This is a genomic window from Streptomyces sp. NBC_01304 (genome assembly GCF_035975855.1).
In the GTDB taxonomy this organism is placed as follows: domain Bacteria; phylum Actinomycetota; class Actinomycetes; order Streptomycetales; family Streptomycetaceae; genus Streptomyces.
Genome location: NZ_CP109055.1, coordinates 5975773 through 5999582 on the forward strand (window position 1 = coordinate 5975773; position 23810 = coordinate 5999582).

At 69.8% G+C, this 23810-nt stretch carries 24 protein-coding genes; 17 read left to right on the forward strand and 7 right to left on the reverse strand.

Going from position 1 to position 23810, the window contains the following annotated elements; translation table 11 throughout:
* Positions 1 to 4 precede the first annotated feature (4 nt).
* From pheA to OG430_RS26610, 4 genes are all read left to right on the forward strand, one after another.
* Positions 5 to 910, forward strand: coding sequence for a prephenate dehydratase (gene pheA, locus OG430_RS26595; protein WP_327355109.1), 906 nt, complete (start codon positions 5 to 7; stop codon positions 908 to 910).
* Positions 911 to 1003: 93 nt separating this feature from the next.
* Positions 1004 to 1696 (forward strand): FMN-dependent NADH-azoreductase, encoded by a 693-nt coding sequence (locus OG430_RS26600; protein WP_327355110.1) that lies wholly within the window; start codon positions 1004 to 1006, stop codon positions 1694 to 1696.
* A gap of 27 nt (positions 1697 to 1723) precedes the next feature.
* Positions 1724 to 3091 (forward strand): class II 3-deoxy-7-phosphoheptulonate synthase, encoded by a 1368-nt coding sequence (locus OG430_RS26605; RefSeq protein WP_327355111.1) that lies wholly within the window; start codon positions 1724 to 1726, stop codon positions 3089 to 3091.
* Between the two features lie 53 nt (positions 3092 to 3144).
* A complete protein-coding gene (locus OG430_RS26610) occupies positions 3145 to 4608 on the forward strand; it encodes a multicopper oxidase family protein (RefSeq protein ID WP_327355112.1) in 1464 nt (487 codons plus the stop codon).
* A 17-nt stretch (positions 4609 to 4625) separates the two neighbouring features.
* Here the strand turns inward: OG430_RS26610 and OG430_RS26615 are convergent, their stop codons facing one another.
* Positions 4626 to 5012, reverse strand: a complete 387-nt coding sequence (locus tag OG430_RS26615; protein ID WP_327355113.1) for a winged helix-turn-helix transcriptional regulator — start codon at positions 5010 to 5012, stop codon at positions 4626 to 4628.
* A gap of 140 nt (positions 5013 to 5152) precedes the next feature.
* Here OG430_RS26615 and OG430_RS26620 point away from each other — a divergent pair, with 140 nt between their 5' ends.
* The 8 genes from OG430_RS26620 (at position 5153) to OG430_RS26655 (ending at position 12809) form a co-directional block, all read left to right on the forward strand.
* A complete protein-coding gene (locus tag OG430_RS26620; protein WP_327355114.1) occupies positions 5153 to 5620 on the forward strand; it encodes a luciferase domain-containing protein in 468 nt (155 codons plus the stop codon).
* 37 nt (positions 5621 to 5657) lie between these two features.
* Complete coding sequence (locus tag OG430_RS26625) at positions 5658 to 6587, forward strand: alcohol dehydrogenase catalytic domain-containing protein (protein WP_327355115.1); 930 nt, start codon at positions 5658 to 5660, stop codon at positions 6585 to 6587.
* Positions 6588 to 6668: 81 nt separating this feature from the next.
* Positions 6669 to 7700 carry a methyltransferase gene (locus tag OG430_RS26630; protein ID WP_327355116.1) on the forward strand — a complete coding sequence of 344 codons (1032 nt, stop codon included), beginning with the start codon at positions 6669 to 6671 and terminating at the stop codon, positions 7698 to 7700.
* Positions 7701 to 7774: 74 nt separating this feature from the next.
* Positions 7775 to 8125 carry a DoxX family protein gene (locus OG430_RS26635; RefSeq protein ID WP_327355117.1) on the forward strand — a complete coding sequence of 117 codons (351 nt, stop codon included), beginning with the start codon at positions 7775 to 7777 and terminating at the stop codon, positions 8123 to 8125.
* 41 nt (positions 8126 to 8166) lie between these two features.
* Complete coding sequence (locus OG430_RS26640) at positions 8167 to 8817, forward strand: mycothiol-dependent nitroreductase Rv2466c family protein (RefSeq protein WP_327355118.1); 651 nt, start codon at positions 8167 to 8169, stop codon at positions 8815 to 8817.
* A 197-nt stretch (positions 8818 to 9014) separates the two neighbouring features.
* Entirely contained in the window at positions 9015 to 10727 is a 1713-nt protein-coding gene (locus OG430_RS26645; protein WP_327355119.1) for a DUF7782 domain-containing protein, read from the forward strand.
* Positions 10728 to 10796: 69 nt separating this feature from the next.
* Positions 10797 to 11795 (forward strand): C40 family peptidase, encoded by a 999-nt coding sequence (locus OG430_RS26650; RefSeq protein ID WP_327355120.1) that lies wholly within the window; start codon positions 10797 to 10799, stop codon positions 11793 to 11795.
* Positions 11796 to 12041: 246 nt separating this feature from the next.
* On the forward strand, positions 12042 to 12809 hold the full coding sequence (locus OG430_RS26655) for a phosphatase PAP2 family protein (RefSeq protein ID WP_327355121.1): 768 nt from the start codon (positions 12042 to 12044) through the stop codon (positions 12807 to 12809).
* Here the strand turns inward: OG430_RS26655 and OG430_RS26660 are convergent.
* A complete protein-coding gene (locus OG430_RS26660; protein WP_327355122.1) occupies positions 12722 to 13612 on the reverse strand; it encodes a class F sortase in 891 nt (296 codons plus the stop codon). The genes OG430_RS26655 and OG430_RS26660 overlap by 88 nt on opposite strands.
* Positions 13613 to 13683: 71 nt before the next feature.
* Positions 13684 to 14640, reverse strand: coding sequence for a hypothetical protein (locus tag OG430_RS26665; protein ID WP_327355123.1), 957 nt, complete (start codon positions 14638 to 14640; stop codon positions 13684 to 13686).
* A gap of 327 nt (positions 14641 to 14967) precedes the next feature.
* On the opposite strand from OG430_RS26665, the gene OG430_RS26670 reads away from it, so the two are divergent.
* The 3 genes from OG430_RS26670 to OG430_RS26685 all read left to right on the forward strand — a co-directional run bounded on the left by OG430_RS26670 (position 14968) and on the right by OG430_RS26685 (position 18058).
* Positions 14968 to 16545, forward strand: coding sequence for an FAD-binding oxidoreductase (locus OG430_RS26670; RefSeq protein ID WP_327355124.1), 1578 nt, complete (start codon positions 14968 to 14970; stop codon positions 16543 to 16545).
* Positions 16546 to 16907: 362 nt separating this feature from the next.
* A complete protein-coding gene (locus OG430_RS26680) occupies positions 16908 to 17783 on the forward strand; it encodes a hypothetical protein (RefSeq protein ID WP_442816558.1) in 876 nt (291 codons plus the stop codon).
* A gap of 95 nt (positions 17784 to 17878) precedes the next feature.
* Entirely contained in the window at positions 17879 to 18058 is a 180-nt protein-coding gene (locus OG430_RS26685) for a hypothetical protein (protein ID WP_327355127.1), read from the forward strand.
* Between the two features lie 296 nt (positions 18059 to 18354).
* On the opposite strand, the gene OG430_RS26690 is transcribed toward OG430_RS26685, so the two are convergent.
* Positions 18355 to 18732, reverse strand: coding sequence for a metal-sensitive transcriptional regulator (locus tag OG430_RS26690; protein ID WP_327355128.1), 378 nt, complete (start codon positions 18730 to 18732; stop codon positions 18355 to 18357).
* A 224-nt stretch (positions 18733 to 18956) separates the two neighbouring features.
* Here OG430_RS26690 and OG430_RS26695 point away from each other — a divergent pair, with 224 nt between their 5' ends.
* On the forward strand, positions 18957 to 19577 hold the full coding sequence (locus OG430_RS26695) for a DUF47 domain-containing protein (protein ID WP_327355129.1): 621 nt from the start codon (positions 18957 to 18959) through the stop codon (positions 19575 to 19577).
* Between the two features lie 5 nt (positions 19578 to 19582).
* The gene (locus OG430_RS26700) at positions 19583 to 20581 is read left to right on the forward strand and encodes an inorganic phosphate transporter (RefSeq protein WP_327355130.1); all 999 of its coding nucleotides are present in this window, start codon (positions 19583 to 19585) and stop codon (positions 20579 to 20581) included.
* A 198-nt stretch (positions 20582 to 20779) separates the two neighbouring features.
* Here the strand turns inward: OG430_RS26700 and pstB are convergent, their stop codons facing one another.
* Genes pstB through pstC form a run of 3 tightly spaced genes read right to left on the reverse strand, consistent with a single transcriptional unit; the run spans position 20780 to position 23688 of the window.
* The gene (gene pstB, locus OG430_RS26705) at positions 20780 to 21556 is read right to left on the reverse strand and encodes a phosphate ABC transporter ATP-binding protein PstB (RefSeq protein ID WP_327355131.1); all 777 of its coding nucleotides are present in this window, start codon (positions 21554 to 21556) and stop codon (positions 20780 to 20782) included.
* Positions 21557 to 21610: 54 nt separating this feature from the next.
* Positions 21611 to 22681, reverse strand: coding sequence for a phosphate ABC transporter permease PstA (pstA, locus tag OG430_RS26710; protein WP_327355132.1), 1071 nt, complete (start codon positions 22679 to 22681; stop codon positions 21611 to 21613).
* A complete protein-coding gene (gene pstC / locus OG430_RS26715; RefSeq protein ID WP_327355133.1) occupies positions 22678 to 23688 on the reverse strand; it encodes a phosphate ABC transporter permease subunit PstC in 1011 nt (336 codons plus the stop codon). Before pstC ends, pstA begins: the two co-directional genes overlap by 4 nt.
* Positions 23689 to 23810: the final 122 nt, after the last annotated feature.

Sequence of the window (23810 nt, forward strand, 5' to 3'; positions counted from 1 at the left end):
CGCCATGTCGTACGCCTATCTGGGCCCCGAGGGCACCTTCACCCAGGCCGCGCTACGTCAACTGATTGAGCGGGAAGGGGAGTCGGGCGACGTGGCCCAGCTGCCCTTCCCCACCGTGCCGGCCGCGCTCGACGCGGTGCGGCGCGGGGAGTGCGGGGCCGCCGTGGTGCCGCTGGAGAACTCCGTACGCGGGGTCGTGCCCGCCACCATGGACCAGCTGGTCGGGTCCGTCGCCGAGCTGCACATCAGCGGCGAGGTGGAGGTGGCGGTCAGCTTCGCGCTCCTCGCCCCGGCGGGGACGCGGCTCGCGGAGGTCACGCGGGTGCTCTCGCATCCCCACGCGCTCGCGCAGTGCGCGGGGTGGCTGGCGGAGCACTGTCCGCAGGCGGAGACGGTCGCCGCCGACTCGACCGCGACGGCGGCCCGGGAGGTCGGTGCCGGTGCGGCGGATGGGCGTGACGTCATTGCGGCGATCGCCGCGCCCCATGCGGCCGGGCTGTACGGGCTCGACGTGGTGGCCGACGGGCTCGGGGCGCACCCGGACGCGGTGACCCGGTTCGTGCGGGTGTCGCAGGCCTGGCTGCCGGCCGGGCGGACCCGGCGGGACCGGACCTCGCTGGTCGTGTCGCCGGGCGCGGACGGGCCCGGCCGGCTCGTCGACATCCTCACGGCGTTCCAGTCGCGGGGGATCGCGCCGAGCTGGATCCAGCCCTGGCCCATCGGGGACCGGCTGGGCAGCTACCGCTTCTTCATCGATGTCGCCGGACACATCGAGAACCCTCCGGTGCGGGAGGCGGTGGCCGCCCTGGGCGAGCTCGACGCCGGGGTCCGCTTCCTGGGGAGCTATCCGCGCTGGGACGACGGCGTCCGGCGTGCGGCGGGGGTGCGGGCGGCCGAGATGGTGGCCTGACTTCCTACCCCCCTTCCTTTCTGAGTTCTCTCCCTTCTCTCCCTTCCCTCAGTTACCTCAATTCCCTCACTTCCCTCAACGAGGAGTTCAGTCATGCCTTCTTCGCCTTCTCTGCTGCACATCGACTCCAGCCCCCGCCCCGACTCCGTCACCCGCCAGGTCACCGCCCACTTCGCCGAGGCCTGGCGGAAAGCCAACGGCGACGACGCGACGTACACGTACCGGGATCTGAACGCCCGGCACGTGCCGCACATCGACGCCGCGCAGATCGCCGTCATGCAGCGCATCGAGACGGCCGGCATCCGCGACCTCGACGAGGCGCGGGGAGCGGCGCGGACCCCGGCGGAGAAGGCCGCTTGGGCCACCGCATGGGAGCTGATCGACGAGGTGCTCGAGGCCGACACGATCGTGCTCGGCGCCCCGATGCACAACTTCTCGCTGCCCTCCGCCTTCAAGGCCTGGTTCGACCGGATCATCGTGCCGCCGCTGGTCGTCGACCCGGAGACGGGCGTCGGGCCGCTCGCGGGCAAGCAGGTCGTCGTGGTCACCGCGCGCGGCGGTGCGTACGGCCCTGGCACGCCCCGGCAGGCGTACGACTTCCAGGAGCCCTATCTGAAGTCGGCCCTCGGCATGGTGGCGCTGGCCGACGATCTGACCTTCCTGCACGCGGAGATGACCAAGTCGGCGCACGTGCCGAGGCTCGCGGGCTTCAAGGACATGGCCGGGGCCTCCCTCGCGGCCGCACTCGAAGGTGCCGGCCGGGCCGCTCAGCGGGCCCGGGTCTGAGACCCCACGGAATCCGGAGAACTTGCCATGGACAGGCACAATTGGCGCGGCTTCCCGGCAAGCCAGCAGCCCGACTATCCCGACCCGGACGCGGTCCGCCGGGTGGCCCAACAGCTCGGCTCCGTACCGCCGTTGGTCTTCGACGACGAGTGCGAGCGGCTCAAGCGGCGGATGGCCGCCGTGAGCCGGGGCGAGGCCCTGGTGCTGCAGGGCGGGGACTGCGCGGAGACCTTCGACGGTGTCTCCGCCGAGTCCGTGCACCGCAAGATGAGCACGCTGATGCAGATGGCCGCCGTGCTGACGTACGCGGCCTCCCTGCCCGTCGTGAAGATCGGCCGGCTCGCCGGGCAGTACGCCAAGCCCCGCTCCAAGCCGACCGAGACCCGCGACGGGGTGACCCTGCCGACGTACCGGGGCGACGCGGTCAACGGCTTCGGATTCGACGCCGAGAGCCGGGTGCCCGACCCGGAGCGGCTGCTCCGCATGTACCAGGCATCGTCCAACACCCTCAACGCGGTACGGGCGTTCACCTCGCGCGGGCACGCCAGCCTGCGCCAAGTGCACGCCTGGAACCGGGACTTCATCGCCGGATCCCCGTCGAAGGCGCAGTACGGCGGGATCGCGGCCGGGATCGAGCGGGCCCTGCACTTCATGCGGGCCACGGGCGCGAGCCCGCAGGACTTCGACGACTCGGAGTTCTTCGTCTCGCACGAGGGGCTGCTGCTCGACTACGAGTCGCCGCTCACCCGGCAGGACCCGCGCACCGGCCGCTCGTACGCCACCTCCGGCCACATGCTGTGGATAGGCGAGCGCACCCGGCAGCTGGACGGGGCGCACGTCGAGTACTTCTCGCGCATCAGCAACCCGATCGGCGTGAAGCTCGGCCCGTCCACGACGCCGGACGACGCGCTACGGCTGATCGACCGGCTCGACCCGGAGCGCGAGCCCGGCCGGCTGACGTTCGTCGTACGCCTCGGTGTGGACAAGGTGGGCGAGGTACTGCCCGGCCTGGTGGAGAAGGTCACCGCGTCCGGTGCGCCGGTCGCCTGGGTCTGCGATCCGATGCACGGCAACACGGTCGAGGCGCCCTCCGGCCACAAGACGCGCCGCTTCGACGACATCCTCGGCGAGGTGCGGGGCTTCTTCGAGGTCCACCGTTCGCTCGGCACGCACGCGGGCGGCATCCATGTGGAGCTCACCGGCGACGACGTCACCGAGTGCGTCGGCGGCGGGCACGACCTCGGCCTCCCGGACCTCTTCGAGCGCTATCTCTTCGAGCGGTACGAGTCCACGTGCGACCCCCGGCTCAACCGCAGCCAGTCGCTCGACCTGGCGTTCCTGATCGCGGACTTCCTGCACGAGGAGCACATGGCCCTCGGCGGGCTCGCGGGCTGAAAGACCGGCTCGCGGACTGAATCACCCCAACTCACTTACGTACAGGAGTACTTGTGATCTCTCGAAGACGCTTCCTCAAGGGCGGCGGCGCCGTGGTCGCCGGAGCGGCCATCGGCAGCGGCCTGCTGCACCCCGCGCTGACCGGGGTGGCCGCCGCGGCCGATCTGGACCCGGCGACCATCCCCAAGTTCGCGCTCAAGATGCCGATACCGCCGGTGGCCAAGCCCTGGGCCGAGAACACCATGGCGCGCTGGTTCTCCCTGACGATGGAGGAGACCGCGGTCGAGGTGATCCCCGGCAAGCTCACCAAGGTCCGCACCTTCGACAAGAGCTTCCCGGGGCCGACCATCAGGGCCAAGCGCGGCCAGCGCGTGGAGATCCAGCAGACCAACAAGCTGACCGTGCCCACCTCGGTCCATCTGCACGGCGGCCACGTCTCCGAGGGCAACGACGGCGGGCCGATGGACACGCTCGCCCCGGGCGGCGGGTCGAAGATCTACCAGTACCCGAACGGCCAGCCGCACGCGAGCCTCTGGTACCACGACCACGCGCACCACTACGAGTCCGAGAACGTCTACCGCGGACTCACCGGCACCTACCTGCTCACCGACCCGCTGGAGAACGTGCTCGGCCTGCCCTCCGGGGCCTACGACGTGCCGATCTCGCTGCGTGACGCCCGCTTCGACGAGAACGGCCAATTCGTCTACCAGGTCGAGGACTTCCTCAACCGCAACGTCATACTCGCCAACGGCAAGGCCTGGCCGTACTTCGAGGTCGCCGCCCGCAAGTACCGCCTGCGCCTGTTCAACACGGCCAACATGCGCTTCTTCGACCTGAGCCTGTCCGACGGCTCCCAGTTCGACCTGATCGGCTCGGACGGCGGGCTGCTCGAAGCCCCGTACAAGACTTCCTCCATCGCCATCTCGCCGGGCGAACGCGTCGACATCGTCGTCGACTTCTCGAAGTACGCCGTCGGTACGCAGCTGGAGCTCAGGAACGCCCCGACCGCCGCGCCCGGCGGTCCCGGGGACCTGATCACCAAGGTGCTGCAGTTCCGCGTGAACCGGACCGAGGCCGACGACAGCAAGGTCCCCGCCAAGCTCCGCACGCTCCCCGAACTGCCGCCGGCCACGGTGCACCGGAACATCGAGCTCTCCATGGACGAGACCGGCAGCCCGGACGACAAGGCGTACATCAACGGCAAGGTCTACGACCACGACCGCATCGACACCGAGGTCGCGTACGGCTCCACCGAGATCTGGACGGTGACCAACACCAACCAGATCGCCCCGCACAACTTCCATATCCACCTGGTGCAGTTCAGGGTGATCGAACGCGGTGGCCGGCCCGTCACCTCGGGTCCGGAGTCGGGCCTGAAGGACACGGTGGCCCTGATGCCGGGGGAGTCGGTGAAGGTGCAGATGACGTTCGACGGATTCCGCGGGAAGTACCTCTACCACTGCCACATCTTCGATCACGCGGCCGCGGGCATGATGGCCAACCTGCGTGTCGTCTGACCTGCGGGTCTCCTGACCTACGCGTCGTCTGACGCCGAGTCCTCGTCGTCGTAGGAGCGCCGCGAGACGCTGATGTACTCGCGGTGCTGCTCCGACCAGCCGATCAGGCCGCTCACTTCGCGCGACAGGGTCTGGCCGACCGGCGTGAGGTCGTAGTCGACCCGGGGCGGGGTGCTGGGCGTGACGGTCCGGGTGATCAGGCCGTCCCGCTCCAGGCTGCGCAGGGTCAGCGTCAGCATGCGCTGCGAGATGCCGTCGATGGAGCGCCGCAACTCCGAGTACCGGCGCGGGCCGCCGCCGAGCATCGCCATGATCAGGACGCTCCATTTGTCGCCCACCCGGTTGAGCACGTCCCGCAGTTCACAGGTTGGCAGATCCCCGCTGACCTGGTCAGGAACATCCATGTGCGTAGGGATTTTTGAAGTGCCCTCTTCTGTCATGGCAGCAGGATCGCTCAGAATCATCTCGGGAACAAGAAGTAACCAGCGCACTTTATGAGTTCGCCACTCCCGCACCCAATTGCCTTTCGTACCAAGGGAGAACCATGTCCGTCGACCTGACCACCCTCCCCGCACGCAAGGGGACCCGACCGGCGACGACCGGCCGGGAAATCCCCCACGACCAGCTGGAGGACTTCTCGCCGCCGGAGGTGAGGGCCGGTCTGGTCGCACGCGCCAAGCAGCTGCCGGGCGTGTACGTCAGCCCCAGCCTGGTCTCCGAGCCCTCGTCCATGGCGCTGCGGCTGGCCAGGGAGGACCGCAGATTCGAGGCGTTCCTGCACCCCTCGGTCGATGAGTTCGGGCACATCCACCGCTCCGGGTTCATGCATCTCACGGTCCCGGTGACGTCCCTTGAGGCCCTTACCGACCTCGGCTGGATCGAACCGCACCCCATTACCCGCAGGCCCGAATTCCCCAACAGCATCGTGATGTTGTACGCCCCCAGAGATCTCGCCGAACTCGAAGTGGCGGCCACGATCATGCGGGCCTCGTACGAACAGGCCGCTGAATAGCAATGCGAATCGAATCAAGAGAGCAGAGGGAAAACCAATGCGTGCAGTGACTATCGCTGATTTCGGCACGACCCCCGCCGTCACGGACGTGGCCAAGCCGGCCGCGGGTCCCGGCGAGATCCTGGTGAAGGTGGGTGCCACCTCGCTGAACGGCTTCGACGGCGCCGTCGTCTACGGCGTGTTCAAGGACATGATGGAGCACAAGTTCCCGATCACCCTCGGCAAGGACTTCGCCGGGACCGTCGAGGCGGTCGGCGAGGGCGTCAACAGGGCAGTCGGGGACCGGGTGTTCGGCGTCGTGATGAAGCCCGTCGTACAGGACGGCGCCTTTGCCGAGTACGTCGTCGTGGGTGAGGGCTACGGCATCGCGGCCCTGCCTGAGTCGGTCACCGATGCGCAGGCCGGGGCCCTGGGGCTCGCCGGGTCCGCGGCGGCCGGCGTCATCGACGCGATCGCCCCGCAGCGCGGCGAGGTCGTGCTCATCGCGGGCGCCACCGGCGGCGTCGGCGCGTACGCCGTGCAGCTCGCGGCGGCCGCGGGCGCCACGGTGATCGCCACCGCGCGCCCCGGCAAGGAGGCCGAGTTCGTGACCGGCCTCGGTGCCGCCCACGTCGTGGACCACACCGGTGACATAGACGCCCAGGTCCGCGCCCTCGCCCCGGCCGGCGTCAGTGCCGCCGTGCACCTGGCCGGTGACCCCGGGGTGCTTGCGGGGCTCCTGGTCGGCGGGGGGCGCCTTGCCTCCACGCTCGGGTTCGGGCCCGAGCAGGCCGAGGGGCGCGACATCCAGGTCACGTCCGTGATGGCCAACCCGGACGCGGCGACCCTGGACCGGCTCGCGGCGGCCGTGGCCGCGGGGACCCTTCAGGTGCCGATCGGGGAGAGCTTCGGGCTCGACTCGGTGGCGGCGGCCTTCGGGGCGTTCGGGGCGGGCACCGTCGGGAAGATCGCGATCACCGTCGGCTGAGTCGCCAAGGTCTTCATCAACTGATGGTCGGCCCACGTGAGTTGGGCCGACCATCAGCTCCCACGACCACCTGGAGGTCCCGTGAACGCACAGTCCCCCTCCGCCGAATCGACCCAGCGCATCTTCGAGATCGTCACCAATGCCTGGATCTCCCGCGCGGTGTACGCCGGTACCGCCCTCGGGCTCCCCGCCCACCTGGCGGACGGCCCGCGGACGACGGCCGAGCTCGCCGAGCTGACCAGCAGCGACCCGCGTGCCCTGGGCCGGCTGCTCCGGGCCCTCACCGGCGTCGGTCTGTTCCGCACGGACGAGCGGGGCCGGCACGTCCTCACGGATGTCGGCCAGGCGCTGCGCAGCGATGTCCCCGGGTCACTGGCATCCCTCGTCCAGATGGAACTCGGCGAGGCCCACCACGACACCTGGGGCCAGATCCTGCACTCCGTGCAGACCGGCGAGGCGGCCTTCGCCAAGGCCGTCGGGTGTGACATCTGGGCCTTCTTCGAGGGCGACCCGGTCATGAACGCGCACCTGGGCCAGGCCATGAGCGGGCTGACCGCGATGGTCGCGGACACGGTCATCGAGGCGTACGACTTCGGTCCGTACGAGAAGATCGTGGACGTGGGCGGGGGAGAGGGCGCCTTCCTCAGCGCCGTCCTCGCCGCTCATCCGCGGGCTCGCGGAGTGGTGTTCGACCTGCCGCACGTCGTCCCCGCGGGGGCTCCGCACATCGCTGACGCGGGGCTCTCCGAGCGGTGCGAGCTCGTCGGTGGCAGCTTCTTCGAGAAGGTCCCCGAGGGCGGGGACCTCTACACGATGAAGTGGGTGCTGCACGACTGGGACGACGCGTCTTGCGTCCGCATCTTGCAGTCGTGTCGTCAGGTCATGTCTGACGATGCCCGGCTGCTCATTGTGGACACCGTGGTGCCCGAGGGTGATGAGTTCTCGCCCAGCAAGATCATCGATCTCAACATGATGGTGCTGAGCGGGGGGCAGGAGCGGACCGCCGAGGAGTTCCGGGCGTTGCTCGCCGAGGCCGGGTTCCGGCTCACCCGGATTGTGCCTACGCGGTCGCCCAGCAGCGTGATCGAGGCTGAACCCGTTTCTTTGGCCTAGAAGCCCCCTGACGGGGCGCCCCTTTTCACCACCTTTCGCCCTCTTTCCCCTTCTTCCGCTCAAGGAGAATCCACATGTTCATCGCTTACATCGTTGTCGCCTCCGTGCTCTCGCTCGTGCTTCTCGGTTCGGCGCGCGGCAAGCTCGTCAAGGACGAGAAGATCACCAAGGGCATGGCGCAGGCCGGAGTTCCGGAGGCCTGGCTGCCACGGCTCGCCGCGCTGGAGATCGCCGGTGCGCTCGGGCTGATCGGTGGCATCTTCTTCCGGCCGCTCGGCATCGCCGCCGCGATCGGTGTCGTCCTCTACTTCATCGGCGCCGTCATCACGCACCTGCGGGCCAAGGACGCCAAGGGCGCCCCCGCGCCGGCCGTGCTGACCCTGCTGGCCGCGTCCCCGCTGGTGCTCGGCCTCGCCACGCTCTGACGTACATACGGCTGAAGACCGAAGGCTGAAAGGAGACCGTCATGCCCGGAACCGGCACCGACACCGCCCCGACCCCGGTCGACTTCTGGTTCGACCCGCTGTGCCCCTGGACCTGGATGACCTCGCGCTGGCTGCTCGAAGTGGCCGAGCAGCGCGAACTCGCGGTGAACTGGCGGGTGATGAGCCTCGCCATCCTCAACCAGGACAAGCTCGACCAGGTCCCCGAGGAGTACCACGAGCTGCTCGGCCCCAAGGGCTGGCGCCCGATCCGCGTGCTCAGCGCCGCGCGCGCCCTGGGCGGCAACGACGCCGTCGCGGCGCTCTACACCGCGCTCGGCGCGCAGTTCCACCGGGACGGGCAGGGCCCCACCCTGGAGGCGATCGGCATCGCGCTCGAACAGGCCGGGCTCCCGGCCAAGTTGGCGGAGGAAGCCGACGCGTCGACGTACGACGACGAGATCCGTGCCTCGCACCAGGCGGCCCAGGACGGTGTCGGCGAGGAAGCCGGCAGCCCGGTGCTCGCCGTGCCGAACGCGGAGGGCGGGCGGACCGCCTTCTTCGGGCCGATCGCCTCGCCGATCCCGCGCGGCGCGGAGGCGCTCCGGCTCTGGGACGCCACGCTGCTCCTGGCCTCCGTACCGGGCGCCGCGGAGCTGAAGCGGAGCCGCAGTGCGGGGCCCAGCTTCGAATAGTCGCCGTGACCGTGAGTAGTTGCTGTGACCGGAGGTCGACGTCCCCTCGCGGGGTTCCGTCGGCCTCCTTAGCAGGGCGTATCACTGAGCGTGGCCAACTCGCCGACGTAACGGCCGAGTTCACCCATGTCCCTCAATGGCGTTAACCCGATGGGCCCAGGGTTCAGGCCCGGCGGTGAAGAGCCGACAAAAGGACCATGACCGAGCCACTGCTTACTCCCCAGGCCATCGACGCCCTGCGCGACGTGCTCCTGTCGCACGGCTACACGCGGGACGGGATCCTCGCGCAGGTCGGACTCGAGGCGACCGAGGCGCTGAATCGATACGACTGCGGTCCTGCGCTCCAAATCCTGGGCGAACAGGCCCCGTTGGGGATTCTGATCAAGCTCTTCATGTTCGGGCAGCCGGTGCCGCTCGCGTCGGTCGAGCCGGGTGTGCTGCCGCTCCTGGAGGCCGCGGGGTCGGGAGTCGTACGGTCCGCGGTCCATCTGCACCCGTACGAGAAGTGGTGGGCGATCTCCGACTACCCGCGCTTCCTCCGTCCCGACCCGCAGGACCAGCGGCCCGACCGGGTGCTGCCCATCGGCCCCACCACCCGGCTCCTGCACCGGGCGACGCCTCGGCACCGCGTGGAGTCGGCGCTCGACCTCGGCACCGGCTGCGGGGTGCAGGCGCTGCACCTGAGCGAGCAGGCGACGAAGGTGACGGCGACCGACCTGTCGCCGCGGGCGGCCAGATTCGCCGCCCTGACCGGGGCGTTGAACGGCCTCGACTGGGAGGTCCTGGAGGGCGACATGCTCGCGCCGGTCGCCGGGCGCCGCTTCGACCTGGTGGTCAGCAATCCGCCGTACGTCGTCGGGCCCGGCATCGTCCACTGCGTGTACCGCGACTCCGGTCGGCCCGGGGATGCAATTTCAGCCGAAATTGCCGGACAGGCAGGCGAGTTGCTCACGGAGGGCGGACATCTCCTCTTCCGCGCCAATTGGGCGCACATCGCGGGCGAGGACTGGCGGGAGCGGGTCGCCGACTGGGTTCCGCGCGGCGCCGGGCTCGATGCCTGGGTCGTGCAGCGCAGTGTTTCCGGGCCCGAGGCGTATGTCGACCACTGGCTGCAGCAGAGCGGTGGTGAGGAGGCGCTGGGCCAACGGGCCTCTTGGCTGGGCTGGTTCGAGGCGAACAAGGTCGAGGCCGTGGGGACCGGGACGGTGGTGGTCCGGCGCAGTGGGCGGGCCGATCCGGTGGTGCGGGTCGAGGAGCTGAGCGCGGAGGGGGCGGAGCCGACCGGGGCGCAGGTCGCCGGGTGGTTCGCCCGGCAGGACTGGTTGCGGGATCAGGATCCGCTTGCCGCTCAGTACGTTGCCGGGGCGGGCATCGCGCTGTGGCAGCAGGCCTCGCACACGGTTTCCGGTGGGGGGTGGCAGTTGGCCCAGCAGATTCTGAAGACTCCTGCGGAGGGGCTCAACTGGAGCGATCAGGTTTCGCCGCTTGCGGTTGCGCTGCTGGGTGGGGCGGGGCGCGAGGTGTCGTTGCGGGAGCAGGTCGCGCGCCTTGCGGAGGCGGAGGGGGCCGAGGTCGCGCAGCTTGTGCTTGCCGCGTTGCCGGAGGTTGCGCGGCTGGTGGAGCGGGGGGCGCTGCTGCCTCGGGTGCCGGCGGCTTCGGCTGGTCCGGTCGCGGCTGGGGGCAGCTACTCCGCTCCCGCCCCCGCTGTGGGCAGTCGTTCCGCAGGGCGAGGGGGGTCCCCCCTGGTCGAGCGAAGCCGAGAGCTTGGGGGAGGGTGGGCACAGCCCGAAGGCGCCGAGTGCGCTGAACGTATGGCTACCCCAGCCCTGGCGCCGCTTGCCGAACGGCCGACCCCGCCCCCGGAGCCGCCGCATATGCCCTGTGCGGAAGGGGGTACCCCTCTAAACTGACTCCTTGGCGGACTTTCCCCCGGACCTGGAGGAAGTCCAGGATTCTTGGGTCCCGAGGGGTGGTTGACGGTGCGTAAGGCATGGGTTGTCGCCGCCCTCACCGCCGGCGGAGCCGTCGGCTTCGTGCTGCTGCTCGTCGTCGGCACCTTCATGGTCGCCGGGAATCTGATGAACGGCGTCGGCAAGGGCGCGGTGGGGCTGGCGAAGGGCGCCGTGCCCGCGCTCTACCAACCCCTGGTCCAGAAGTGGGGCAACCTCTGCCCGGCCATCAACCCGGCCCTGCTCGCCGCGCAGTTGTACCAGGAGAGCGGCTGGAACCCGAAGGCGCAGAGCCCGGCCGAGGCGCAGGGCATAGCGCAATTCATCCCCGGCACCTGGGCCACGCACGGCATCGACGGGGACAAGGACGGCGACCGTGACGTGTGGGACCCCGCCGACGCGATCCCCTCGGCGGCCTCGTACGACTGCAAGCTGGCCGGCTATGTGAAGGACGCGCCCGGCGACCCGGCGAGCAACATGCTCGCGGCGTACAACGCGGGCGCGTACGCGGTGATCAAGTACGGCGGCGTACCCCCGTACAGCGAGACGCGGAACTACGTGAAGACGATCAAGGAGCTGGAGAAGAGCTTCGCCCGCCCGATAGGGAGGGTGAGCCCCTCCCGGCAGGCCGCCGCGGCGATCTCCTTCGCGCAGGACCAGCTCGGCAAGGAGTACCTCTGGGGCGGCAACGGCACCCCCGAGGAGGGCGGGCGCTTCGACTGCTCGGGGCTGACGAAGGCCGCGTACAACAGCGTGGGCGTCGAGCTGCCGCGCGTCGCGAACGACCAGTACAACGCGGGTCCGCACCCCAAGCGCGAGGAGCTGCTCCCCGGCGATCTGGTCTTCTTCTCGGACGACCTCACCAATTCCCGGGCCATCCGGCACGTCGGCATCTACGTCGGCGGCGGCTACATGATCGACGCCCCGCGGCCCGGCGCGGTGATCCGCTTCGCGCCCGTCGACACGCCTGACTACTTCGGGGCGACGCGGGTGACGGAGGCCGGAGCGAAGGCGCTGGAGGAAGTGTGAGGTGGCCGGAACTCTCCGTTACGCCTTGCCCCTGAGCTGCGGCTTTCAGTCACCTTTGGATAACGTCTGAGTGATCTTTCGGTGGAGAGTGGAACGTAGAGAGGGGAACCAGGCGTTCCCTTGACGCGGGACACCGCAGGATTGACCACGGATTGATCCCGACCAGCTGTGACGCACGGGGGTTGAGACAAGGGTGCACGGCCAGGTGCGCCCGATGGCGACGAGACGATGAGGGGCCACGGCACCATGGCTGGACCAGAGACCTCCCGGTCGAACCCCGACATCGGTCTGCTCTTCGACATCAACGGCCTCGCGAAGGACGCCCCCGGCTGGATGGACTCCGCGGTGGGCTTCATCGGTGAGTACGGCCTGCTCCTGGCCATGGTCCTGCTGGTCCTGTGGTGCTGGCGCAGCGTGCGGCGCGGCGAGTCCGCCGAGACCGCGGCGGTGTCGGTGGCGGGCCTGGTGTGGGCGCCGCTGGCCGCGGGCATCGCGGTGCTCGTGAACATTCCGATCCGCGGGTTCGTGGAACGGCCCAGACCCTTCGTGGACCACAAGGGCCTGGAGGTCCTTGCCGACGGCAAGACCGACTTCTCCTTCGTCAGCGACCACGCGACGCTGGCCATGGCGCTGGGCGTCGGACTCTTCGTCGCCAACCGGAAGTTCGGGCTCGTCGGGATCGGCCTCGCGGTGGTCGAGGGCTTCTGCCGGGTCTACATGGGCGTGCACTACCCGACCGACGTGGTCGGCGGATTCGCGCTCGGCACGGCGGTCACGCTGCTCCTCGCCCCGCTCGCGATGGCCCTCCTCACCCCACTGACCACGGCCATCTCCCGCTCGCCGCGGGTGGGTTGGCTGGTGCGGGCGCGGGGGACGGCCGCTCCGGTGGTGCCCGAGCAGGTACGCGGCCGGGGTCAGGGTCAGGATCAGGGGACGGTCGGGATTCCCGGCGCGCGTACGGAACCTTCCGCGGAGGCGGGCGCGGACTCCGAGGGCAAGGGCCTGGCTGCCTGAGCGGGCTTGGCCGCTTGCGAGGGCTGGACTGCCTGAGCCGGTGCGTCCTGGGTGGCGGTGACCACCACGTTCGAGTCCCAGTGCCCACGCTTGTCGAGCGCGCCGCCGCAGGTGATCAGGCGTAGCTCCGGGAAGGGCACCGGACCGTAGACCTTCTTTGTCGGGAAGGCCTTCGTGCTGTACGTATCCACGGCTGTGACCGTGAACTTCAGGCGTTGCCCGTCCACCCGCTCGGTCTCCACCTTGTCGCCCGGCCTGAGGCGGGGCAGCCGTGCGAAGACCGCGTCACGGTAGCCGCGCTTCGGCGCGAGGGCGGGCGCGTCCCGGTGCCCGACCAGGACGGCGGGGCCGGCCGATCCGGGGCGCGGGCCCAGTGCGAACCAGCCCACTTTCATCGCATCCTTGAACTCCGGCACTTCCAGGCCGCCTTGCTCGTCCAGCGCCAGCGCCAGCACGTCGGCGCCGACGCCGATCGAGGGGATGCGCAGGCGTTGGGGGGCGGCCCCCGGGTCAGGGACCAACGGAGACGGGGACGGGGACGTGGACGGGGAGGACGGGGATGGGGACTGGGGGAGATCCGCATGAGGCGACTGGTGTGGCTGGTCCGGCTGTTCAGGCTTTCGCTGCTGCTCGTGGGGATGGTGCTCGTCGTGCTGTTCCTGCTCCAGGCCGACCAATGAGCCGGCCTCACTGAACAGCGAGCGCGCCTCGTCCTGCACCCGGGTGGTGAGCCTCGCGGAGAGGGCCGGGTACTCGTGCAGGGCGACGGCGGCCAGGGCACACAGCGCGGACGCGCCGAACATGAGCCTGACCGCCGTACGGCCTTGTCTGCGGCGCCGGCGCCTGGGCGGCCGGGGTCCGCGGGCGTCGGGGTTCAGCTCCGGCCGTCCTCGGGGGTGGCGGTGCCGGTCGCCATCGCGTTCCGCTCGCGGCGCCTGCGGACGAGGATCATGCCGACCGCACCCGCGGCGGTGGCGAGGGCGGCGGAGCCGAGGGCCAGGGGGCCGGCCTCGGGGTGCTGCTCCATGGCGGACTGCTCGACGGTCTCTTCCTGCGCGGCGTGCGCGGCCTGCTCGCCGTGGTCGGCGCCGCCTCGGGCCGCGCCCTTGGGAGTGGCCTTCAGGGCGCCCGGGGGCTGGGCGGCGGCGCTGCTGTCGCCCATGCCGGTGCCGGTTCCGGTGCCGCTGCTCGTCTGGGCGTTGGGCTTGGTGCTGGCGTCGCCGGTACCCGTTCCGGTGTCGGTGCCTGTTCCCGTCTTGTCGGGGGACGCGGCGGTGGGCATCGGGGCGCCGCTCTCGTTGCCCGGCTCGGGGGACTTGGACGCGCCGTCCGAGGGCTTCGCCGAGGCGGAGGGGGACGCGGACTCGTCCGGGGCGGCGTCGGCCTTGAGCGCGTTGCCGTCCGCGCCCACCAGGCTCCAGCCCTTGACGTCCTGGCCCTTGGGCTCGTTCGGCTTGTCGTCCTTGTAGTAGTAGAGCGGGTGCGCGTCGTAGATGACCTGGGGCTTGTCGGCGCCCTCGGCGTTGTCCTTGGTCTGGCCGGTGGACCCGTCGACTCCGTCGGCCTTGGTCGGGTAGCCGATCGCGGCGGGCCAGGTGGTGGCGCAGTCGCCGGTGCAGTCGGGGGTGTCGGGCTTGTCCTCGTCGCGGAGGTAGAGCGGGTTGCCGTCCTTGTCGGCGAGGGCCTTGCCGGCCGGGGTGTCGATGAGCTTGAGCTCGCCCGGTTCGGTGGGCTTGTCCACGGCGTGGGCCTGGGCGGTTGCGCTGAGGGTGATGAGGAGTGCGGCGGCTGCGGCGGAGCCGAGGGGGGTGGCTATTCGGGTTCGCTTCATTGGGGCCTGCCCTGATTAGTCCGGTATCGGTCTACTCAGGGCACCGCCCTGGTGGGTCGGGGGCCAGTGGGCAGGGCCATGTGGGGGGCTGCGTGCGGGCCGTATGGGGTACGGGGGGTTTGTTTTCCCCTCCCCGCCCCTTCCCGAAAGTCTGCGACGCCTTCCGCCCTTCGGGCGGTGTCCTCAAACGCCGGACGGGCTGATTCATCAGCCATGAATCAGCCCGTCCGGCGCTTGAGGACTTTCGGGAAGGGGCGGGGAGGGGAATCAAAATTCGGAACCCACCACCCCCGGAAACCGTCACTCCCCCCGGGAGGCGACATGGACATGAGCAGGCGCACAGTGATCGGCGCGGGGGCCGCGATCGCGGCAAGCGCGGCCGCAGGGTGCAGCACAGGCAACGGGGACAGTCCTAAGAGCAGCGGCAGCGGAAGCGGTACCGCCGCCATGTCCCACACCACCGGCATGGGCGGCAGCGCCCGAGGCCCCTCCGCCACCACCTGGTCCGCCCTGGCCCGCGGCCTCGACGGCAAGCTCCTGCGCCCGGGCGACAACGACTGGGCCGCCGCCCGCCAGCTGTACAACACCCGCTTCGACAAGCTGAAGCCCAGTGCGGTCGCGTACGTCGCCACCGCGGCCGACATCCGCGAATGCCTCACCTTCGCCAAGCGCCACCACACCCCGCTCGCGATACGCAACGGCGGCCATTCCTACGGCGGTTGGTCCTCCGGGAACGACCGGCTCATAGTCGACGTGTCGAAGATGAAGTCCGTACGCGTCTCCGCCGGCACCGCCACCATCGGGGCCGGGGCCAAACTCATCGACGTATACCGGGCGTTGGCAGCCAAGGGCGTCACCATCCCGGCCGGCTCCTGCCCGAGCGTCGGCATCTCCGGGCTCACCCTCGGCGGCGGTCAGGGCGTGACCTCACGGGCGTACGGACTGACCTGCGACAGCCTCACCCAGGCCACGATCATCACGGCCGACGGCAAGCAACTCACCTGCAATGACCGGGAGAACGCCGATCTCTTCTGGGCACTGCGCGGCGCCGGCAACGGAAACTTCGGGGTCGTCACCGAGCTCCGCTTCCGTACGCATCCGGCTCCGCGGGCCGTGACGGCGTACATGACGTGGCCGTGGAGCAAGGCCGCGACCGTGCTGAAGGCCTGGCAGAAGTGGGGGCCCGCGCAGCCCGACGAGATCTGGTCGTCGCTCCACCTGGACGCCGCCGCGGGGCGGACGCCGACGGTGTCCGTCGCGGCGTTCTCGCTCGGCACGTACGGCGAGCTGCAGAACGCGGTCGACCGCCTCGCGGACGGGCCGGGCGGCCCGGGCTCCGCCTCGAACGTGTCGCTGCGGCGGCGGTCGTACCTGGAGGCGATGGAGATCTACGCCGGGTGCGCGGGGTTCGCGGACGACGACCAGTGCCATCTGCCGGGGGCCGTGCCGGGGCGGGACACGGCGGGGGCGCTCGGGCGGGAGACGTATGCGGCCGGGTCGGACTTCTTCGACCGGTCGCTGTCGGACGCGGGTGTGCGGGCGCTGCTCGGGCGGGTCGCGGGGGTTCGGGGCGGGTCCGGGGCGGTGACGCTCACCGCGCTGGGTGGGGCCGTGAACCGGGTCGACCCGACGGCCACGGCGTTCGTGCATCGGCGGAGCAAGGTGCTTGCTCAGTACATCGGGGCTTGGCGGGCCGGGACGTCGGGGTCTGCCGTGCGGGAGTGGTTGGGGGGTACGCGGGCTGCGATGCGGCCCTATGCGTCCGGGGCGGCGTACCAGAACTACGCGGATCCGACGTTGTCGGGCTGGCGGTCTGCGTACTACGGTCCGGCCGCGGATCGGCTGACCAAGCTCAAGAAGCAGTACGACCCGGGGCGGGTGTTCGACTTTCCGCAGGCGCTTTGAATTTTCCCCACCCCGCCCCTTCCCGTAAGGCTGCCGCCGGCTTCAAAGACTGTCCTCAAGCGCCGGACGGGCTGAACCATCAGCCCGTGGGGACGAATTCCGCGCGATGCTCCTCCGCGTCCGTGCGGGCCCGGGAGCGGGCTCTGCGGGCCGGGCCGCGCCAGCCGCAGCTGCAGCGGGCCAGGCAGAAGCGGCCTTGTTCGACCGTGGTCGTGTCATGGGAAGGGGAAGGGAGGGGGGATTCCAGCGGCGGCACGCCACCCACGGTACCGACCCGAGGTGAACCCCCCGCCCCGTGACAACCGCCCCCACCGGTCGTTAAGCGAAACGACGGGCGCCCACGTAATGGGGGTAGGCAGGCGATGGTCGTGCAGCAGCACAGGCACAGGGGCGGGACTGCCGTCGCCGCCATGACGGCCGGGGCCGTGGCCTCGCTGATGTGGGCCACCTCGGGCTGCTCCGGCAGCGGAGCCGCCGCCGAGGACGAGAAGGGCGAGGCCGTCGCGGTGCTGCGGGCGGCGGCCGACGTGCTGGTGGACGCGGGCAGTTCGAAGGCCCGTACGTCCATGGAGATGGCGACCGGCGGCACCCGCGTGACCATCCGCGGTGAGGGAACGTACGACTTCAAGCGCCAGATCGGCGAGTTGAGGGTGCTGCTGCCGCAGGATCCTTCCGGCGCCGTCGAGCACCGGCCGATCACGGAGCTGCTCGCGCCCGGGGCGCTGTACATGAAGAACCGCGGCGCGGGCGTCCCCGACGACAAGTGGGTGCGGGTCGACACGGCCACGCTGTCGGACGGCAACCTCGTCACGGGCGGGGCCACCGACCCGCTGGCCGCGGCCGAGCTGCTGCGGGGCGCGAGCGAGGTGACGTACGTGGGGGAGAGCAAGGTCGACGGGGTGGCCGTGCGCCGGTACCGCGGCACCGCCGACATCGCGCGGGCCGCCCAGCTCGCCTCCGCGCACAACCGCAAGGTGTTCGCCGCGGCCGCGAAGGGGTTCGCGAAGGGCGAGGTGCCCTTCGAGGCGTACGTCGACGAGCAGGGGCGGCTGCGGAAGATCCGGCACCAGTTCAGCTTCGTCAACAGCGCGGCCGGCGGCAGCGGTGGCCGCAGCAGCGGTTCGGGCGCCGAGGTGGCGGTCGCGTCGACCACGCTGCTCTACGGTTTCGGGACGCCGGTGAAGGCCCAACTGCCGGACGCGGAGGACATCTTCGCGGGCAAGATCGCCGAGGGCTGACCCGGTAGGAGTGGCGCAGAATAGCCCTTCCGTGCCATGCGCGTTCGGTAGGTGGCTCCCTACCCTAGGAAACCGGTGACGGCAAGAAAGAGGTGATGTACGTGGCTCCGACGCCCGGCAAGACAGCCGTCCAGGACCACGTAGCCCTCGCTGAGATCGAGCTCTGCGGTGACTTGATCATCGCGGCCTCAGCCGCTGACGAGGAGCGGCTGAGCCCCGACCGGATCGACGAGGTGCTGAAAGTCACGGACCCGGACGCGCAGGAACGCGGCTGAGACCGGGGCGCGGCCGGGTCCCCGCCGCGCTGCCGGGAGCCGGGGGCTGGGAGCTCCCGGGAGCCGGGAGCTGGGGCCGGGAGCTGGGAGCTGGCGAGCGGCCCAGCCGGGAGGGCGGCGAGCGGCCCAGCCGGAGTCGGCGGGCGCCCGAGCCGGGAGGCGGAGAGCGCCCCCAGCCGGGAGTCGGGAGCTGGCGAGCGCCCCAAACGGGAGTCGGGTCCTAAGTGGGGGAAAAGGGGCGCCGAAATGCGGCATAACGGGCGGGATTCTGCCCCATTCCCCCCACTCGCCGAGCTTTACGTGCGGAGCAGGCGCGCGATCGCCTTCGTGGCCTCTTCTACCTTTGCGTCGATCTCTTCGCCGCCCTTGACCGCCGCGTCGGCGACGCAGTGGCGGAGGTGTTCCTCCAGGAGTTGCAGGGCAAAGGACTGGAGGGCCTTCGTCGAGGCCGAGACCTGGGTGAGTATGTCGATGCAGTAGACGTCCTCGTCCACCAGGCGCTGGAGGCCCCGGATCTGCCCCTCGATGCGGCGCAGGCGCTTGAGGTGTTCGTCCTTCTGCTTGTGGTAGCCGTGAATGCCGCGGTCGTGGTCCGTCACCACGGTCTGGGCGCTCTCGGTGCCTTCGGCGGAGGGCGCTGCGTTCGCCGCCGCGCCGGCCTCGGTGGTCGTCATCGCGTCCTCCTGTTGGTTCTTGCCCGGTTCTTGCCGTTGGTTCCGGTCCCGCAAGGGATCTGATACCCCTGGTGGGTATATGGTACCGAACATTTCGGCTCGGGGACGGGCCCCGTGCCGATGACTCTTCCTGATGGGCGACACTGGGGACGGCCGGTTAGCCGTGGCCGGATGATGCGCCTAGCATCAGCCTGACCGAATCCAAAGCACCCCGAGGACCCCACGTGCGCTTTCGTCTGACCCCCAGGGAGACGAGCTTCTACGACATGTTTGCCGCATCCGCGGACAACATTGTCACGGGCTCCAAGCTCCTCATGGAACTGCTCGGGGCGGACCCCTCCGCCCGGGCCGAGATCGCAGAGCGTATGCGGGCCGCGGAGCACGCTGGAGATGACGCGACCCACGCGATCTTCCACCAGCTGAACTCCTCCTTCATCACGCCGTTCGACCGCGAGGACATCTACAACCTCGCGTCGTCCCTCGACGACATCATGGACTTCATGGAGGAGGCCGTCGACCTGGTCGTTCTCTACCAGGTCGATGAGCTCCCCAAGGGTGTCGAGCAGCAGATCGAGGTTCTGTCCCGCGCGGCCGAGCTGACCGCCGAGGCCATGCCGCACCTGCGGACCATGGACAACCTCACGGAGTACTGGATCGAGGTCAACCGTCTCGAGAACCAGGCCGACCAGATCCACCGGAAGCTGCTCGCGCAACTCTTCAACGGCAAGTACGAGGCCATCGAGGTCCTCAAGCTGAAGCAGATCGTTGACGTGCTCGAGGAGGCGGCCGACGCGTTCGAGCACGTCGCGAACACCGTGGAGACCATCGCGGTCAAGGAGTCCTGAACCACGTGGACACCTTTGCGCTTGTCGTGACCATTGGCGTCGCGCTCGGCTTTACGTACACCAATGGCTTTCACGACTCCGCCAACGCGATCGCGACGTCGGTCTCCACGCGGGCGCTGACCCCGCGGGCGGCGCTCGCCATGGCCGCGGTGATGAACCTCGCGGGTGCGTTCCTGGGAAGCGGGATCGCCAAGACCGTGAGTGAGGGTCTGATCGAGACGCCGCACGGCAACAAGGGGATGTGGATCCTCTTCGCCGCGCTGGTCGGCGCGATCGTCTGGAACCTGGTCACCTGGTACTTCGGGCTGCCGTCCTCGTCCTCGCACGCCCTGTTCGGCGGCATGGTGGGTGCGGCGCTGGCCGGTGGCATCGACGTCATCTGGTCGGGCGTGCTCGAGAAGGTCGTCATCCCGATGTTCCTGTCGCCGATCGTCGGTCTCGTCGCCGGCTATCTGGTGATGGTCGCGATCATGTGGATGTTCCGGAAGTCCAACCCGCACAAGGCCAAGCGCGGCTTCCGTATCGCGCAGACCGTCTCCGCGGCGGGCATGGCGCTCGGGCACGGTCTGCAGGACGCGCAGAAGACCATGGGCATCGTGGTGATGGCGCTCGTCATCGCCGATGTCGAGGACGCGGGCGATCCGATTCCGGTGTGGGTCAAGATCTCCTGTGCGCTGATGCTTTCGCTCGGTACGTACGCGGGTGGGTGGCGCATCATGCGGACGCTGGGGCGGAAGATCATTGAGCTTGATCCGCCGCAGGGGTTCGCGGCGGAGACCACGGGTGCGGGGATCATGTTCACCACCGCGTTCATGTTCCACGCGCCGATCTCGACGACTCATGTCATCACCTCGGCGATCATGGGTGTGGGGGCTACCAAGCGGGTCAACGCGGTGCGTTGGGGCGTGGCCAAGAACATCATTCTGGGCTGGTTCATCACGATGCCTGCGGCGGCTCTGGTGGCTGCGTTCAGCTTCTGGATCGTGAACCTCGCGTTCGTCTGACCTTCTTTCTCCCCTCCCCGCCCCTTCCCGTAAGGCTGCCGCCGGCTTCAAGGACTGTCACTGATGTCCTCAAACGCCGGACGGGCTGACAAAGGGAAGAAAACAAACGGCCCGGCCCCCCTCTCGGAAGAGGGAAGGCCGGGCCTTCGCCTTGCGGTGGCACCGCCATGCAGCACCGCAGGGCAGATCCGGGACGGCTTAGCCGAAGCGGCCGGAGATGTAGTCCTCCGTGGCCTGGACCGACGGGTTGGAGAAGATGCGCTCCGTGTCGTCGATCTCGATGAGCTTGCCGGGCTGGCCGACCGCGGCCAGGTTGAAGAAGGCCGTACGGTCCGAGACGCGCGCCGCCTGCTGCATGTTGTGCGTCACGATGACGATCGTGAAGCGCTCCTTGAGCTCACCCACCAGGTCCTCGATCGCGAGCGTCGAGATGGGGTCGAGGGCCGAGCAGGGCTCGTCCATGAGGAGCACCTGGGGCTCGACCGCGATCGCGCGGGCGATGCACAGACGCTGCTGCTGACCGCCGGACAGGCCCGAGCCGGGCTTGTTGAGGCGGTCCTTGACCTCGTTCCAGAGGTTCGCGCCCTTGAGGGAGCGCTCGACGACCTCGGCGAGTTCGGACTTCTTGTACGAGCCGTTGAGGCGCAGCCCCGCCGCCACGTTGTCGAAGATCGACATGGTGGGGAAGGGGTTGGGGCGCTGGAAGACCATGCCGACCGTGCGGCGGACCGCGACCGGGTCGACGCCGGAGCCGTACAGGTCCTCGCCGTCCAGGAGGACCTTGCCCTCGACGCGGCCGCCGGGGGTGACCTCGTGCATGCGGTTGAGGGTGCGCAGGAAGGTGGACTTGCCGCAGCCGGACGGGCCGATGAAGGCGGTCACGGAGCGGGGCTCGACGGTCATCGAGATGTCGTCGATCGCCTTGTGGGAGCCGTAGTAGGCGGAGAGTCCGCTTACGTCGATTCGCTTGGCCATGAGGATCACATCTGCTTTCGGGGAAGTACGAGAAGGGTCGCTGAGTCGGCCGCGTCAGCGGCCCGTCTTGGGGGCCTTCCAGCGGGCGATGCCGCGGGCCACCAGGTTGAGGATCATGATCAGGGCGATGAGGGTGAGCGCCGCCGCCCAGGCACGGTCGGTCGCTGCCTGACTGCCCGCCTGGTACTGCTGGTAGATGAACAGCGGCAGCGAGCCCTGAGCGCCCTCGAACGGGTTGGTGTTGATGAAGTTGCTGCCCCACACCACCAGGAGCACCGGGGCGGTCTCGCCCGCGATGCGCGCCACCGCCAGCATGACGCCGGTCGTGATGCCGCCGATCGCGGTGGGCAGGACCACCTTCAGGATGGTCCGCCACTTCGGCACACCGAGGGCGAGGGAGGCCTCGCGCAGCTCGTTCGGGACGAGCTTGAGCATCTCCTCGGTGGAGCGCACGACCACCGGCATCATCAGGACGGCCAGCGCCATGGCGCCCGCCCAGCCCGAGAACGGCATCTTGAGGATCAGGATCCAGAAGCTGAGGACGAACAGACCGGCGACGATCGAGGGGATGCCCGTCATCACGTCGACGAAGAAGGTGACGACCTTGGCGAGCTTCCCGCGGCCGTACTCGACGAGGTAGATCGCGGTGAGCAGGCCGATCGGGACGGCGATCAGGGAGGCGAGCCCGATCTGCTCCAGGGTGCCGATCAGCGCGTGGTAGACACCGCCGCCGACCTCCTGGTCGCCGACGACGCCCATCGAGTGGGTCAGGAAGTAGCCGTCGAACACCTTGATGCCGCGCCCGACGGTCTCCCAGACCAGGGAGGCCAGCGGCACCACGGCGAGCAGGAAGGCGACCCAGACGACCGAGGTCGCGAGGCGGTCCTTGGCCTGGCGCCGGTTCTCGATCCGCGCGGCGGTGACGTACGAGACGAGGACGAACAGGAGCGCGGCGATCAGGCCCCACTGGAGGCGGCTGTGCAGACCGGCCCCCAGGCCGATGCCGACGCCGGCCGCCAGCGAGCCGAGTGCGATGACGTACGGCGCCCAGCGCGGGACGCGGCCACCCTGCAGCGAGCTGCTGCCCTTTGGAGAGGCGGGGGCGGGTGCGGTCGTGGTGCTCATGCGTTGGCCCCCGAGTACTCCTTGCGGCGCGCGATGATCAGGCGGGCCGCGCCGTTGACCAGCAGCGTGATGATGAACAGGACCAGGCCGGACGCGATCAGCGCGTCCTGGCCGAAGGCGCTGGCCTCACTGAACTTGCTGGCGATGTTCTGGGCGAAGGTGCCGCCGCCGGGCTCCAGCATGGAGGCCTGGATGATGAAGGCCGGGGAGAGCACGGTGGCCACGGCGATCGTCTCGCCGAGCGCACGGCCGAGGCCCAGCATCGAGGCGGAGATGATGCCGGAGCGGCCGAAGGGCAGCACCGCCATGCGGATGACCTCCCAGCGGGTCGCGCCGAGGGCCAGGGCGGCCTCCTCGTTGAAGCGCGGGACCTGCAGGAAGACCTCGCGGCTCACGTTCGTGATGATCGGGAGGATCATGATCGCGAGCAGGATGCCGACGGTCATCAGGGAGCGCGGGGCGCCGCCCTGGTACTCGAAGATGCCGGTCCAGCCGAGGTAGTCGTCCAGCCAGGAGTAGAGGCCGGTGAGGTGCGGGGCGAGGATGATCGCGCCCCACAGGCCGTACACGATCGAGGGCACCGCGGCCAGCAGGTCGATCACGAAGGCGATCGGGCCGGCCAGCTTGCGCGGCGCGTAGTGCGAGATGAAGAGCGCGATCCCGACGGCGATCGGCACGGCGATCGCGAGCGCGATGATCGAGCTCACGACGGTGCCGAAGACCAGGACGGCGATGCCGAACCTGGGCTCGAGCGCTCCCGCGTCCCACTCGAAGGTGGTCAGGAAGTTGGCCTTGTTGCCCGACAGGGCGATCGTCGTGCGGTAGGTCAGGAAGGCCGCGATGGCGGCCATGATCGCGAGAAGCGCGATGCCGGACCCGCGGGAGAGGCCGAGGAAGATGCGGTCGCCCGGGCGCGTGGCGCTCTTGGCGGATCGCTTCCTGGGCTCAACGGCCGCGTGATTCGGGGAAGTTGGTGAGGGTGGCTGTGCTTGCGTGGTTATTTCCATGAGATTCTCCGGTCTGCGGAGCCCCCTGCGGGAGGGGCTCCTGGAGCCTCGCTGTGAGGACTCCTGGCGGCGGTGCACCGGGGAAGGCGCGGCCGGCTCACGGGAGTGCGAGCCGACCGCAG